Below are 14,134 nucleotides of genomic sequence, written 5' to 3' on the forward strand. Positions count from 1 at the left end.
GCCCAGATGAGAACACTCTCACCCCCTGCCGCGCCACTCGCGCGCGAGCGCTCGCAGGTCGGCGCACTCGTCGGGTTCGATCGCGAGCACGCCCTCGGTGCTCCGGAGCGTGCCCGAGATGAGCACGAACCGGGCCGTGAGCGCCGCGCGCAGCACGCGCGACGCGCGGGCGGGCACGATGATCGGCACCACCGCCGTGCCGTCGTCGAGCAGGGCGTCTCCGCCGAGCAGCGCCTCCGCGGGGCGACGCTCGCCGGCGACGAGCACGGCCCCGCCGACCCGGCGGACGTCGAGCTCGTCGAGGCGTGCGGTCTCGGCCGCGGCGAGCAGCGCGCGAAACGGGGCGAGCGCGTCGGCGGCCCGCGGTCGTGGCGGCATGGGCGGCGGCGGGGGGAAGTCGTCGGCATCGACGAAGAGCACGGGATGCTCGGGGCCGGCGCGACGCGAGAGGCGGCGGGGCATGCTCGACCTCCTGCGCATCCGCTCGATGGAACGAACGCAGTCTATCGAACGTGTGTTCGAATGACGCGCACCATCGTCAGGCTCGAGCGGTCACTCCCGCGCCCCGGTCTCGCCGTCGTCGGGCGGGCTCAGCAGCCCCGCCTCGATGAGCTGCTCGGCGAGTCCCGCGCCGTCGGGCGCCCAGACCCACGGGATGCCGCCGCTCGGCCGCTCGGCCTCGTCGAGATGGCTGCGCCCACCGGCGAGCACGGCCTCGGGGGTCGAGAGCTGACGGATGGCGACGCCCGCGACATTCTCGGGATGCTCGGCGGCGAACTCGCGATAGATGGCCTCGTCGTGCTGGCCGTCGTCGCCGATGAGCACCCAGCGGATGGAGGGGAACTCGCGCGCCAACCGGGCGAGGCTCGCACGCTTGTGGTCGCGTCCGCTGCGGAACAGCCGGTCGTGCGTCGGCCCCCAGTCGGTGAGCAGCATCGTGCCGGCGGGGTAGAGGTGGCGGCTCATGAACCGGTCGAGGGTCGGAGCGACATTCCACGCCCCCGTCGAGAGGTAGATGACGGGCGCGCCCTCGTGCTCGCGCGTGAGCCGCTCGAGCAGCACGGCCATTCCGGGAACGGGACGGCGGGCGTGCTCGTCGAGCACGAAGGTGTTCCAGGCGGCGAGGAAGGGGCGGGGGAGCGCCGTGACCATGACCGTGTCGTCGATGTCGCTGACGATGCCGAGGCGAGCATCCGGGTCGACGACGAAGATGCGGGCCGTGACCGGGTCGGAGCCTTCGACCTGCAGCGTGATCGTGCGCACGCCGGGTTCGAGGTCGATCGTCGCATCGGCGTCGACGACGCCGCCGCGGTCGGCCTGCATCGTGAACTCCTGCCCGCCGATCGTGACGGTGACGACGCTGTCGGCGACGGGGATGCTCACGAAGCTGCGCCATCCCCGGATGCTCGCGGGCGTCGCGCGACGGGAATCGGTGCGTGTGAGCACGACGCGGCACAGCACGCGGATCCAGCCGGGGCCGCCGTAGCCGCTGTACGGGATGACGACCGGTTGCAGCCCGCGCCGCCGGCCATTGCGTTCGCGCATGCGATGGAAGCGGTCTTCGAGCGCTACGGCCCGCCGCACCCAGGGGGAGCGCGAGGCCGGAGGGGGAGCGTCACTCTCGGCCGTCACCTGCCCAGTCTGTCAGATGCTCCGTCGTTCGCGACGGGCCCAGGCGGGCGCCCCGCCGCGGCACGGTGTAGGCGACATCGAGGGGGACTGTCGAGCCGCAGTGAACAGAACGGTCCGCTCCCGGCGGTATTCGCCTCCCGAATGTCCAGCCATAATTAACATCGCGTCAAAGCGTGATTCGCTCACCTCGAGGAGTACGCTTACGGCGTCGAAAGGGTCGATCGTGAACATCACCGAGTCCAGCTCCTCGCTGCTGAGCAGCGCCGCTCCCATCCGCAACGAGCCGGTCCAGGCGCGCAGCACGGCCCGACTGGCCACGCTGCTCGACTCGGCTGCCGCCGTCATCGATGAGATCGGCTATGAGCGACTGACGACCGCTATGGTCGCCGAGCGCGCCGGGGCCTCGATCGGCACGGTCTACCGCTACTTCCCCGATCGCATCGCGGTGCTGCAGAGCCTCGCCGCCCGCAACTCCGAGCGCCTGCTCGGTCGTGTCGCGGCCGAGCTGAGCCCTGGCCGCCACGCTTCGGCGATGGATGCTGTGCTCGCCGTGCTGGCGATCACCGCCGACCTGTTCCGCACCGAGCCGGGCTACCGCTCGGTGCGCGTCGGTGACGTGCTCGATCTGCTGCCGCCGATGACGGAATCGACCGCCAACGCCGCGGTCGCCGATGTCGTGACCGATGCGCTCGTGGCCGGCTACGGCGTGACCGACAGCGCCGAGGTGCGTCGCGCCGTGGGCACCGCCATCGAGATCGCCGACGCGCTCGTGGCGCGGGCCTTCGCCCGCAGCACCCCGGGCGATCCCGCGCTGCTGGCCGAGGCCGAGCGCGCGGTTCGCGCGGTGCTCGCCGACCGCCTCTGACGGCGGGCCGCGAGGCCCCCTTCTGGAGAACTGCCCAGAATCTGGGCAATCCGCACGACTCTCTGCGGCGAATGCTGTTTGACTGAGTGAGCGCTGGGCGCGCGCTCAGCACCGATGGCGACGAGAAGAGAGCATCGTGATCGAATTCCGCTCCATCTCCAAACGCTTCGACGACGGCACGCTCGCGGTCGACGACTTCAGCCTCATCATGCCGAGCCGGCAGACGACGGTGCTCGTCGGCTCAAGCGGATCCGGCAAGACGACCCTGCTGCGCATGATCAACCGCATGGTCGACGCGACGAGCGGTGAGCTCGAGATCGACGGCGAGAACGTCTCGACCATCGAACCCGTGCAGTTGCGCCGCCGCATCGGCTACGTCATGCAGAATTCCGGCCTGTTGCCGCACCGCCGTGTGATCGACAACATCGCGACCGTGCCGCGGCTCAACGGCGTGCCGAAGAAGCAGGCCCACGCTCGAGCCCTCGAGCTCATGGACACCGTCGGCCTCGACCGCGACATGGCCGAGCGGTACCCCGCGCAGCTGTCGGGCGGCCAGCAGCAGCGCGTGGGCGTGGCGCGGGGCCTCGCGGTCGACCCGAACATCCTGCTCATGGACGAGCCGTTCGGGGCCGTCGACCCGATCGTGCGCGCCGACCTGCAGCAAGAGCTGCTGCGCCTCCAGCGCGAGCTCGACAAGACCGTCGTCTTCGTCACGCACGACATCGACGAGGCCTTCCTCCTGGGCGACCAGGTCGTCATCCTCGAGAAGGGCGGCCGCATCGCGCAGAAGGGCACGCCCGCCGAGATTCTCGCGAACCCCGCGAGCGACTTCGTCGCGAGCTTCATCGGCGCCGAACGCGGCAAGCGCGCGCTCAGCATCCAGACCATCGACGGCGCGCAGGTGCTCGTCGACGGCGACGGCAACCTCGCCGGGCGTCTCGTGGAGGCGGGCCCGGCGTGACCTGGGTGCTCAACAACCTCGACCTGATCCTCGAGCTCACGCTCGAGCACATCAGGCTGAGCATCCTGCCGATCGTGCTCGGGTTCGTCATCGCGATCCCGCTCGGCTGGCTCGCCTACCGCTACCGGCTGACCCGCGGGCTCATCCTCACCCTCGTCGGCCTGCTGTACACGGTCCCGTCGCTCGCGCTCTTCGTCATTCTGCCGCCGCTGCTCGGTATCGGATTCTTGAGCGAGGCCAATGTGCTCATCGCCCTCACGATCTACGCCGTGGCGATCATGTCGCGATCGGTGGCGGATGCTCTCGCGAGCGTGGATCCCGATATCCGTCAGGCGGCGACGGCCGTGGGCTACTCGTCGTGGAGCCGGTTCTGGACGGTCGACTTCCCCCTCGCCGGTCCCGTGCTGCTCGCGGGGTTGCGCGTCGTCGCGGTCAGCACGGTGAGCCTGCTGACGGTCGGCATCGTCGTCGGCGTGCAGAGTCTCGGCTATCTGTTCACGAACGGGTATCAGCGCCAGATTCTCGCCTCGGTGCTCACGGGCGTCGTCATGACGGTCGTGGTCGCTCTGCTCTTCGACCGGCTGCTGGTGCTGCTGGGCCGCGTGCTCATGCCGTGGACGCGCGCCGACCGCCGCACAGCGCGGCGCGCGGGAGGCGGCGATGATCGCGCCGCGCTCGAGCAGCAGATCGAGACGCCCGTTCTGGCGGTCGGCCGCGGTGTGCAGCAGGGGAGCGCACCGTGAACCTCTTCCTCGACGCCTTCGCCTGGCTCGCCGACCCCGTCAACTGGCAGGGCGCGGGCTCGATCCCGCAACGGGTCGCGGAGCACCTCGCCTACACCGCGGTCGCGGTGCTCGTCGCCGTGATCATCGCCGTGCCTCTCGGCTGGTGGATCGGGCACACCGGGAAGGGCAAGGAGCTCGTCGTGGGGCTCACGGGTGCAGCACGCGCCCTGCCCTCGTTCGGCCTCATCTTCCTGTTCGTGATGGTCGCCGGGGTCTCGCAGCGCGAGCCCGCCGCCGTGATCGTGCTCATGCTGCTCGCGATCCCGCCCGTGCTCGCCGGCGCGTACGCGGGTTTCGAGGTCATCGATCGTCGCATCATCGACGCGGCGCGCTCGATGGGCATGACGGAGTGGCAGATCGTGTGGAAGGTCGAAGTGCCGCTCGGACTGCCCCTGCTGTTCGGCGGGCTGCGCAGCGGCGTGCTGCAGGTCGTGGCCACGACGGTGCTCATCTCGTACATCGGACTGGGCGGCCTCGGCTACGACATCGTGCAGGGCATCGCCTTGCGGCAGTTCGACCAGATGCTCGGCAGCGCGATCCTCATCATCGTGCTCGCCCTCCTGCTCGACGCCCTCTTCGCGGTGCTCGAGCGCTACGCGGTGCCGCGCGGCGTGCGCGCCGGCCGCGCCACAGACGTTCGCACGACGCCATCCGGGCGACGCGCGACGGCGGACTCCTCCGCCACCACCTGAAGAGAAGAGAAGAACTGATGTTCACAGCAAGGAACAAGGGCCGGTTCGCTATGACGGCGGCCGTGGTCGGGGCATCATTGGCCCTGGCAGGGTGTGCATCGGGCGACCCGCTGGCGCCCGAGCCGGATACGGACGCTCCTGCGGAGACGATCGTCATCGGTTCGCAGGCGTACTACTCGAACGAGATCATCGCTGAGCTCTACGCCCAGGCGCTCGAGGCCGGCGGCTTCGAGGTCGAGCGCAACTACCAGATCGGGCAGCGCGACGCCTACATCCCGGCCCTCGAGGCCGGCGAGGTCGACCTGTTCCCCGAGTACACGGGCAACCTGCTGCAGTTCTGGAACCCGGACACCACGGCCACGTCGTCGGACGACGTCTTCGCCGAGCTGCAGACCGCCGTGCCGGACGGCCTGCAGGTGCTCGACCAGTCGTCGGCGACCGACCAGGACAGCTACAACGTGACGGCCGAGTTCGCCGAGGCGAACGGCCTCGCGTCGATCGCTGACCTCGCGGGCGTCGAGGGCCTCATCCTCGGCGGAGCCCCCGAGCTCGAGGAGCGCCCCTACGGCCCCTCCGGCCTCGAGTCGGTCTACGGCGTCACGGTCGCCTTCCAGGCCACGGGTGACACGACGGTCGAGTCGCTGCTTGAGGGCATCGTCAATGTCGCCAACGTCTACAGCGCCGACCCGCGCATCGGCCAGAACGGCCTCGTGACGCTCGCCGACCCCGAGGGCCTGTTCCTGGCCTCGAACGTCGTGCCGATCGCCTCGGCCGATCTGCCGCAGGAGGCGGTCGACATCGTCAACGCGGTGAGCGCCGCGCTGACGCCCGAGGGCCTCGTGGCTCTCAACGTGCAGAGCACGGTCGACCAGCTGGGCTTCGCCGAGATCGCGACCCAGTGGCTGACCGAGAACGGCTTCATCGACTAGCCGGTCGCAGCATCCCCATGCCGTGAGGGGCGGGCACCGACCGGTGCCCGCCCCTTTCGCATGGTCGCGCGCCGGCGCTCAGTCCTCGCGCGTTGCCGCGTCGCCGTCGCCCGGCTGGTCGGCGAAGCGGCCGACGTAGCGGTCGAGCAGCTTCTTCACGGCGAAGACGAGCAACCAGAACCCCGCGATGACCCCGACGAAGATGAGGGCCGCGTAGTCGAGCTGCTCGGCGATGCTGCGGTAGCCCTCGGCGGCGGCGGAGCCGACCGTGACGTAGGCGAAGGCCCACAGAATGCACGCGGGGGTGAGCCACAGCATGAAGGTGCGGTAGCGCAGGCCGCTCATGCCCACGACGAGCGGGGTGAGCGAGTGCAGCACGGGCACGAAACGTGAGATGAACACGGCGATGCCGCCGCGGTGGTCGAGGAAGCTCTCGGCGCGTCGCCAGTTCTTCTCGCCGATGCGACGACCGAGACGAGATGCCCGCAGGCGCGGCCCGAAGAACCGCCCGATCGCGAAGCCGAGCGAGGCGCCCGTGAGCGCGCCGACGATGACCGTGATCGTGAGCGCCCAGTACTCGGCGGGCGAGTCGACGGCAGTGCTCGCGACGAGCACGACCGTATCGCCCGGCACGACGAGGCCGAGCAGGATCGTCGTCTCGAGCATGATGAACAGCCCGGCGAGCGCCGTGCGCAGCACGGGGTCGACGCCCTGAACCAGGTCGAGGATCGCATCGAGCAGCTCATTCACGCCGCGAGCCTAGCGACCGGGCCTGATGACGATGCCGATTCAGGACCTTCGGCCCGTGTGCGGCCCGCACCCGGTTCCTAGGCTCGAACCGGCAGCGTCGCCGCGTCCCCCCTCCATCCCCTCTCGCAAGGCAGGTGACCCGCTCGTGGTCGAATGGCTCGATCCCCTTCTCCTCGCTCGGTGGCAGTTCGGTCTCACGACCCTGTACCACTTCCTCTTCGTCCCCCTGACGATCGGCATGGTCGTGCTCGTCGCGATCCTGCAGACCGCGTGGGTGCGCACGGGCAAGCTCAAGTACCTGCACCTCACGCGCCTGTTCGGCAAGATCTTCCTCATCAACTTCGCCATGGGCGTCGTGACGGGCATCGTGCAGGAGTTCCAGTTCGGCATGAATTGGAGCGACTACTCGCGCTTCGTCGGCGACGTCTTCGGCGCCCCGCTCGCGATGGAGGGCCTGCTCGCGTTCTTCCTCGAGGCGAGCATGATCGGCCTCTGGATCTTCGGCTGGGACAAGCTGCCGCAGAAGCTGCACCTCGCCGTCATCTGGCTGCTCGCGCTCTCGACGACGCTCTCGGCGTACTTCATCCTCGCGGCGAACGCCTTCATGCAGAACCCCGTCGGGTTCGAGATCAACGAAGAACTCGGGCGCGCTGAGCTGACCGACATCGGCGCGGTGCTCACCAACCCCGTCGCGCTCGCGCAGTTCCCGCACACGATCTTCGCGTCGCTCATGTTCGCGGCCGTCGTGGTCGTCGCCGTGGCCGCCTACCACCTCTCGAAGAACCAGTACCTCGACGAGATGCGCACGGCGCTGCGCTTCGGCCTCGTCATCAACATCGTGGCCTTCGTCGGCGTGGCCCTGTCGGGCGACCAGCTCGGCCTCGTGATGGTCGCGACCCAGCCCATGAAGATGGCCGCCGCGGAGGCGCTCTACGAGACCACGGCGGGCGCATCCTTCTCCATCTTCACGTGGGGCACGCCCGACGGCTCGAGCGAGCTGTTCTCGATCCGCATCCCCTACGTGCTCTCGTTCCTCTCGACCCACGACTTCGGCGGCACCGTCGAGGGCATCAACGACCTCCAGGCGCAGTACCAGACCGAGTTCGGCCCCGGCGACTACACGCCCATCATCTGGATCACCTACTGGAGCTTCCGCTGGATGATCGGTCTCGGCGCGCTCGCGGCCCTCATCTCGGCGGTCGGCCTGTGGCTGACCCGAGGCGGACGCCTGCCCGAGAAGACCTGGGTCTGGAAGGTGGCCATCTGGTCGGCGCCGGTGCCGCTCGTCGCGAGCCTCGTCGGCTGGATCTTCACCGAGATGGGCCGGCAGCCGTGGATCGTCTTCGGACTCATGCGCACCGAGGACGGCGTCTCACCCGGCGTCACGGGCCTGGAAGTGCTCATCTCGCTCATCGCCTTCACGGTCGTCTACGGCGCGCTCGCCGTCGTCGAGTTCGGCCTCATCAAGCGCGCCGCCATCGACGGTCCGAAGGACTGGGCGAAGTACAGCGACGGTGCCGACGGCGACGGCGGCACGGCCAGCGTCGACCCCACCAAGCTCGCGACCGTCTACTAGGAATCCGGAGAGAAACGCATCATGGACCTCGCATACCTCTGGTTCGGAATCGTCGGATTCCTGTTCATCGGCTACTTCGTGCTCGACGGCTTCGACTTCGGGGTCGGCATGGCGATGCCCTTCCTCGGCAAAGACGACACCGACAAGCGCGTCATGATCAACACGATCGGCCCGGTCTGGGATCTCAACGAGACCTGGCTCATCGTGGCGGGAGCCTCGCTGTTCGCGGCCTTCCCGTACTGGTACGCCACGCTCTTCGACGGCTTCTACCTCGCGCTGCTGCTCATCCTCGTCGCGCTCATCGCGCGCGGCGTCTCGTTCGAGTACCGCCGCCTGGGCAGGTCCGACCAGTGGAAGTCGTGGTTCGACTGGATGATCGTGGTCGGGTCGGCGGTTCCGGCACTCCTGTGGGGCGTCGCCTTCGCCAACATCGTGCAGGGCGTCGCGATCGACGAGTCGGGCACCTACACGGGCACGCTCTTCGACCTGCTCAACCCCTACGGCCTGCTCGGCGGACTCACCACGCTGCTGCTGTTCTTCACGCACGGTGTGCAGTTCCTCGCCCTCAAGACCGACGGCGACCTGCGGCTGCGGGCGCGGGCGCTCGCCGTGCGCTCGGGCATCCTCACGATCGTCGTCGCCGCGGCCTTCCTGGTCTGGACCGTGCTGCAGCACCTCGACATCGCGCACCTGCCGGTGCTCGTGGGGCTCGCCGCCGCGGCCGCCGTGGCGCTCATCGGATCGTGGGTCGCCAACCGGGCTGGCGCGGAGAAGGCCGCCTTCGGGCTCATGGCCGCGACGATCGCGCTCGCGGTCGCGAGCATCCTGGCCGCCCTGTATCCGAACGTGATGCCCTCGACGACCGACCCGGCCTTCAGCCTCACGATCGAGAACGCGTCGAGCTCTGACTACACGCTGCAGGTCATGACCTGGGTCGCCGTGGTCATGATGCCGCTCGTGCTCGCCTACCAGGGGTTCACGTACTGGGTGTTCCGCAAGCGGATCACGCGCGCGTCAATCCCCGTGGCCGCGCACTGAAGCCGCTCGACCCGCGCCTGCTGCGCACCGCGTCGGCCGCCCGCACCCTGCTGGCGGCCGGCGCGGTCGTCGCCGTCGCGCACACCGCGAGCATCATCGCGTTCTGCTGGTTCGCGGCGCAGTCGATCGCGGGCGTGATCGACGGCGTGCCGGTGGCGCAGCTGGGCGGACCGATCATCGCGACGGCCGTCAGCATCCTGGTGCGCGCCTTCACGCAAGCGCTGCTGGATGCTCTCGCCGTGCACGGCGCCGCCCGCGTCAAGAGCCAGCTGCGTGCGCGGGTCGTCGCCGCCGTCGATGCGGGAGGGACGCAGCTGCTCGGCTCGACCTCGAGCGCGCGCGTCGCGACGCTGCTCGGGCACGGCCTCGACGCGCTCGACGGCTACATCGGGAAGTACCTGCCGCAACTGATCCTCACGGCGGTCGCGACGCCGATCATCGTCGGCGTGCTGCTGCTGGCCGATGTCGCGACGGGCATCACCGTGATCCTCACTCTGCCGATCATCCCGGTGTTCATGGTGCTCATCGGGCTCTCGACTCGCGCGGTTCAGCGCGACCAGTGGCAGCAGCTCGGCGCCCTCGCGCAGGGCTTCCTCGAGGTCGTGCAGGGCCTGTCGACACTGATGGTCTTCGGCCGGCAGCACCGGCAGGTCGAGCGCATCGCGGCCGTCACCGACGAGTACCGGCGGCGCACGATGCGCGTGCTGCGGCTGTCGTTCCTCTCGGGCTTCGCGCTCGAACTCGCCGCCAGTCTCTCGGTGGCGCTCGTGGCCGTGTCGATCGGCATCCGGCTCATCGATGGCGACATCGCCCTCGCCCTCGGTCTCTTCGTGCTCGTGCTCGTGCCCGAGGCCTACCTGCCGATCCGGCAGGTCGGCGCCCAGTTCCACGCGGCGAGCGAGGGCATCGCGGCGGCCGACGACGTGCTCGAGCTGCTCGAGGGTGCGGCCGGCGCCCCCGCCCCCGCCGCGGTGCCGGCACGCGAACCGATGGCGGCGGCGAGCACGCAGCCCGCCCGGCCCGCGCTCGCGGTGCGCGGGCTGACGGTGCGGCGCGGCGACCGCCTCGTCATCGACGGGCTGACGGGCGAGTGGATGCCCGGCACGGTGCTCGCCATCACCGGCCCGAGCGGCGCCGGCAAGAGCTCGGTGCTCGGCGCGCTGCTGGGCCTCATCGAGCACGAGGGCGTGGTCGAACTCGACGGACTCCCCGTGCCTCCCGCCGCCCGCATGGAGCGACTGGCGTGGGCCGGCCAGCGGCCCGAGCTGACGGGCGGCACGCTCGACGAGGTCGTGGCGCTCGGCGCACCGACCGTCGACGCCGGGCGCGTGTCGGCATCGCTGTATTGGGCGGGCGCCGACGACGTGCCGCGCGACACGGTGCTCGGTGCTGCGGGCGACGGCCTCTCGGGCGGCCAGGCGCAGCGCGTCGCCCTCGCCCGCGCGCACTACCGTGCGCGTGACCGCGACTGCCGGGTGGTGCTCGTCGACGAGCCGACCTCGGCGCTCGACGCGGCGAGCGAGCAGCGCGTCGTCGCGGGCCTGCGCGACCTCGCGAACGAGGGGCGCCTCGTGATCGTGGTGACCCACCGGCGTGCCGTCATGGCCGCCGCCGACGCCGTGCTCGCGATCGAACCGGCACGGGCGGGGGTCGTCGCATGAGCGGAGTCCGACGCACCGTGCTGCGCGCATCCCTGCCGCCGCTGCGCGCCTTCGCCCCCGCGCTCGCCCTCGGCGTGCTCGCGAGCGGCTCGGCCGTCGCGCTGCTCGCGACGAGCGCGTGGCTCATCGCCCGATCGGCCGAGCAGCCCCCCATCCTCTTCCTCGGCTTCGCGATCGTGGGCGTGCGCGCCTTCGCGCTGGGTCGCGCCGCGTTCCGCTACCTCGAACGGCTCATCGCCCACGATGCCGCGTTCCGCGCGCTCAGCACGCTGCGCGTGAACGTCTTCCGGCGCCTGCTGCCCGTGGCGCCCGATGGCCTGCGCGGCGTGCGGCGCGGCGATCTGCTCACCGCCCTCGTGCGCGACGTCGATGCGCTGCAGGATCTTCCCCTACGCGTGCTGCAGCCGCTCATCACCGCCGCGGTGATCGCGGGGCTCAGCGTCGTCGGGGTCGCGACCGTCTCACCCGCGGCGGCCCTCGTGCTGCTCGTCGGCCTCGGCGTGACGAGTGCGATCGCCGCGGCCGTGCTGCGCGGGCTCAGTCGCGATGCCGATGAGCGCATCGCGCCGCTGCGGGCCGCCCTCGCCGACGCGGTGCTCGAGTACCTCACGCGCTGGGAGACGCTGCGGGCCTACGGCGCCGACGAGGCCCGCCGCGCGCGGGTCATCGACCTCGACGCCCAGCTGCGTCGAGCCCAGTCGCGGCAGTCGGCCGCGGCCGGCAGCGTCGCGGCCCTCTTCACGCTCGGCGCCGGGCTCACGGTGCTGGCCACGCTGATCGTCACCGAGCCGACGCTCGTCGCCGGCGGCGTCACGGGCCCCCAGCTCGTCATGCTCGTGCTCGTGCCGCTCGCCGTGCTCGAGGTCGTCGCTGCGCTGCCCGGCGCGCTCTCGGCGTGGTGGCGCGTGCGGGCGAGCGCCGATCGCATCGCGCACATTGTGCCCGCGGTCGTGCCGAGCGTCCTGCCGGTTGCACCCCAGGCCCCCCAGTCGCTGCCCGACGGGCCGCTCGCGCTGCGGCTGCGCGGCGTGAGCGCTCGCTGGCCGGAGGCCCCGGCGCCGGCCCTGGTCGGCGTCGACCTCGACCTGGCGCCGGGCGATCGGCTCGTCGTCGAAGGCTCGAGCGGGGCGGGCAAGACGACGCTCGCCCACGTGCTCGTGCGATTTCTCGACCACGAGGGCTCCTACACCCTCGGCGGGGTCGATGTGCGGGCCCTGGATCCGGACGAGGTGCGCCGCCACGTCGTGCTGTGCGAGCAGAGCCCGCATCTGTTCGATGCGAGCATCCGCCAGAACCTGCTCTTCGCGCGCGACACGGCGAGCGACGCCGAGCTGCTCGCGGTGCTCGACCGCGTCGGACTGGGGGAGTGGTGCCACGAGCGCGGGGGGCTGGATGCGCCGGTTGGCGAGCGAGGCCGCCTCGTGAGCGGCGGGGAGGCGCAGCGCATCGCGCTCGCGCGCGCCCTGCTCACCGAGGCGCCGGTGCTCGTGCTCGATGAGCCGACGGCGAACGTCGACCCCGACCGGGCAGAGAGCCTGCTCGAGCAGCTGCTCGGTGCCGCCGCGAGCCCCGACCGTGCCGTACTCGTCATCTCGCACACGCCCGTGCCCGATCGGCTCGTCACGGCGCGCCTGCACCTGGGCGTCGCCCGCTAGGCTTGCTGCGCCACCGCAACGCTGTCCGACCCCTCAAGGAAGAGGCATCTGAACATGGTGCGCACCACCGGCCCTGGCCCCAGTTTCACCACGAGTGACGACGGGATCCCGATCTACCGCCCCGGTCTCGACGACGACCAGGATGCTCCGCGCGCGATGCGCCAAGAGCGCGACTCGCTCGGCGAGATGCCGATCCCGGCCGACGCCTACTGGGGCATCCACACCGCGCGCGCGCTCGTGAACTTCCCGATCACGCGCCGCGCCCTCTCGAACCACCCGAACCTCATCATCGCGCTCGCGATGGTGAAGCAGGCGGCTGCGCGCGCGAACAAGGAGATCGGGGTGCTGCGCGCCGAGCGGGCCGACCTCATCGATCGCGTGTGCCAAGAGATCATCGAGGGCCACCTGCACGACGAGTTCGTGCTGGGGGTGCTGCAGGGCGGCGCGGGCACGAGCACCAACATGTGCGCGAACGAGATCATCGCCAACCGCTGCCTCGAGCTCATGGGCCATGAGAAGGGCGATTACGCGAACTTCCACCCCATCGACCACGTCAACCGCAGCCAGTCGACGAACGACGTCTACCCGACGGCCATCAAGCTGGCGATGGTGTTCTCGCTCAAGAGCCTGCTCGACGAGCACCGCCTGCTGATCGACTCGTTCGCGGCGAAGGGCCAGGAGTTCGCGCAGATCTTGAAGGTCGGCCGCACGCAGATGCAGGACGCGGTGCCGATGACCCTCGGGCAGGAGTTCCGCGGCTTCGCGACGACGCTCGGCGAAGACCAGGAGCGCTTGAGCGAGATCATCCCGTGGCTCAACGAGATCAACATGGGGGCGACGGCGATCGGCACGGGCATCACCGCCGACCCCCGCTACGCCGAGGCCGTGCGCCGGCACTTGAGCGTCATCTCGGGCTACACCATGGTCACCTCGCCCGACCTCATCGAGGCCACGAGCGACACGGGCATCTTCATGACCGTGTCGGGCACGCTCAAGCGCGCCGCCGTCAAGCTCTCGAAGATCTGCAACGACCTGCGGCTGCTCTCGAGCGGCCCGCAGGCCGGGTTCGGCGAGATCAACCTGCCGCCGCGCCAGGCGGGCAGCTCGATCATGCCGGGCAAGGTCAACCCCGTCATTCCCGAGGTCGTCAACCAGGTGGCATTCTCGATCATCGGAGCGGACGCCACGGTCACCGCCGCGGTCGAGGGAGGGCAGCTGCAGCTCAACGCCTTCGAGCCCGTCATCGCGACGAGCATCATGCAGTCGCTCGCGTGGATGTCGAACGCGTGCCGCACCCTGCGTCTCAACTGCATCGACGGCATCACCGCCAATGAGGAGCGCTTGCACGACATGGTCGAGGCGAGCGTCGGCGTCGTGACGGCGCTCACGCCGTACATCGGCTATCAGGAGTCGGCGGCGCTCGCCTACGAGGCGCTCTCGTCGAAGGTGCCCATCCGCCAGCTCGTCATCGAGCGGGGGCTCATGACCGCCGACGAGATCGGCAAAGTGCTCTCGCCCGAGCGGCTGAGCGGGGTCGTGCCCGCGACGGGCGCCATCCCCCTGCCGATGGTGGCACCCGAGAACTGATCC

At 70.4% G+C, this 14,134-nt stretch carries 13 protein-coding genes; 10 read left to right on the forward strand and 3 right to left on the reverse strand.

Annotated features, from left to right (window positions below; genetic code table 11):
• Positions 1-18 precede the first annotated feature (18 nt).
• Together NNL39_RS10045 and NNL39_RS10050 are read right to left on the reverse strand one after the other, a co-directional pair.
• Entirely contained in the window at positions 19-462 is a 444-nt protein-coding gene (locus tag NNL39_RS10045) for a hypothetical protein (protein ID WP_255159147.1), read from the reverse strand.
• 90 nt (positions 463-552) lie between these two features.
• Complete coding sequence (locus tag NNL39_RS10050; RefSeq protein ID WP_255159148.1) at positions 553-1,545, reverse strand: App1 family protein; 993 nt, start codon at positions 1,543-1,545, stop codon at positions 553-555.
• Between the two features lie 310 nt (positions 1,546-1,855).
• Between NNL39_RS10050 and NNL39_RS10055 the strand changes: the two genes are divergently transcribed.
• The 5 genes from NNL39_RS10055 to NNL39_RS10075 all read left to right on the forward strand — a co-directional run bounded on the left by NNL39_RS10055 (position 1,856) and on the right by NNL39_RS10075 (position 5,864).
• Complete coding sequence (locus tag NNL39_RS10055) at positions 1,856-2,497, forward strand: TetR/AcrR family transcriptional regulator (RefSeq protein WP_255159149.1); 642 nt, start codon at positions 1,856-1,858, stop codon at positions 2,495-2,497.
• 136 nt (positions 2,498-2,633) lie between these two features.
• The gene (locus NNL39_RS10060; protein WP_255159150.1) at positions 2,634-3,458 is read left to right on the forward strand and encodes an ABC transporter ATP-binding protein; all 825 of its coding nucleotides are present in this window, start codon (positions 2,634-2,636) and stop codon (positions 3,456-3,458) included.
• Positions 3,455-4,201, forward strand: coding sequence for an ABC transporter permease (locus tag NNL39_RS10065; protein WP_255159151.1), 747 nt, complete (start codon positions 3,455-3,457; stop codon positions 4,199-4,201). The genes NNL39_RS10060 and NNL39_RS10065 overlap by 4 nt, the downstream gene beginning before the upstream one ends.
• Positions 4,198-4,935, forward strand: a complete 738-nt coding sequence (locus NNL39_RS10070; protein WP_255159152.1) for an ABC transporter permease — start codon at positions 4,198-4,200, stop codon at positions 4,933-4,935. Before NNL39_RS10065 ends, NNL39_RS10070 begins: the two co-directional genes overlap by 4 nt.
• Before the next feature lie 17 nt (positions 4,936-4,952).
• The gene (locus NNL39_RS10075) at positions 4,953-5,864 is read left to right on the forward strand and encodes an ABC transporter substrate-binding protein (protein ID WP_255159153.1); all 912 of its coding nucleotides are present in this window, start codon (positions 4,953-4,955) and stop codon (positions 5,862-5,864) included.
• A gap of 78 nt (positions 5,865-5,942) precedes the next feature.
• On the opposite strand, the gene NNL39_RS10080 is transcribed toward NNL39_RS10075, so the two are convergent.
• Positions 5,943-6,614, reverse strand: coding sequence for a DedA family protein (locus tag NNL39_RS10080; RefSeq protein ID WP_255159154.1), 672 nt, complete (start codon positions 6,612-6,614; stop codon positions 5,943-5,945).
• A gap of 145 nt (positions 6,615-6,759) precedes the next feature.
• Here NNL39_RS10080 and NNL39_RS10085 point away from each other — a divergent pair, with 145 nt between their 5' ends.
• The 5 genes from NNL39_RS10085 (at position 6,760) to NNL39_RS10105 (ending at position 14,131) form a co-directional block, all read left to right on the forward strand.
• On the forward strand, positions 6,760-8,190 hold the full coding sequence (locus NNL39_RS10085; RefSeq protein ID WP_255159155.1) for a cytochrome ubiquinol oxidase subunit I: 1,431 nt from the start codon (positions 6,760-6,762) through the stop codon (positions 8,188-8,190).
• A gap of 21 nt (positions 8,191-8,211) precedes the next feature.
• Positions 8,212-9,228, forward strand: coding sequence for a cytochrome d ubiquinol oxidase subunit II (gene cydB, locus NNL39_RS10090; RefSeq protein WP_255159156.1), 1,017 nt, complete (start codon positions 8,212-8,214; stop codon positions 9,226-9,228).
• 50 nt (positions 9,229-9,278) lie between these two features.
• A complete protein-coding gene (gene cydD / locus NNL39_RS10095; protein ID WP_255160929.1) occupies positions 9,279-10,889 on the forward strand; it encodes a thiol reductant ABC exporter subunit CydD in 1,611 nt (536 codons plus the stop codon).
• Positions 10,886-12,544, forward strand: a complete 1,659-nt coding sequence (gene cydC, locus NNL39_RS10100) for a thiol reductant ABC exporter subunit CydC (RefSeq protein WP_255159157.1) — start codon at positions 10,886-10,888, stop codon at positions 12,542-12,544. Before cydD ends, cydC begins: the two co-directional genes overlap by 4 nt.
• A 156-nt stretch (positions 12,545-12,700) precedes the next feature.
• Positions 12,701-14,131 carry an aspartate ammonia-lyase gene (locus NNL39_RS10105; protein WP_255160930.1) on the forward strand — a complete coding sequence of 477 codons (1,431 nt, stop codon included), beginning with the start codon at positions 12,701-12,703 and terminating at the stop codon, positions 14,129-14,131.
• The last annotated feature ends 3 nt before the right edge of the window (positions 14,132-14,134 follow it).

The organism is Microcella humidisoli (assembly GCF_024362325.1).
GTDB classification, from domain to species: domain Bacteria; phylum Actinomycetota; class Actinomycetes; order Actinomycetales; family Microbacteriaceae; genus Microcella; species Microcella humidisoli.

Coding starts and splice junctions, on each gene's coding strand:
- NNL39_RS10045 (WP_255159147.1), bottom strand. CDS start 462: ATGCCCCGCCGCCTCTCGCGTCGCGCCGGCCCCGAGCATCCCGTGCTC.
- NNL39_RS10050 (WP_255159148.1), bottom strand. CDS start 1,545: ATGCGCGAACGCAATGGCCGGCGGCGCGGGCTGCAACCGGTCGTCATC.
- NNL39_RS10075 (WP_255159153.1), top strand. CDS start 4,953: ATGTTCACAGCAAGGAACAAGGGCCGGTTCGCTATGACGGCGGCCGTG.
- cydB (WP_255159156.1), top strand. CDS start 8,212: ATGGACCTCGCATACCTCTGGTTCGGAATCGTCGGATTCCTGTTCATC.
- cydC (WP_255159157.1), top strand. CDS start 10,886: ATGAGCGGAGTCCGACGCACCGTGCTGCGCGCATCCCTGCCGCCGCTG.
- NNL39_RS10105 (WP_255160930.1), top strand. CDS start 12,701: ATGCGCCAAGAGCGCGACTCGCTCGGCGAGATGCCGATCCCGGCCGAC.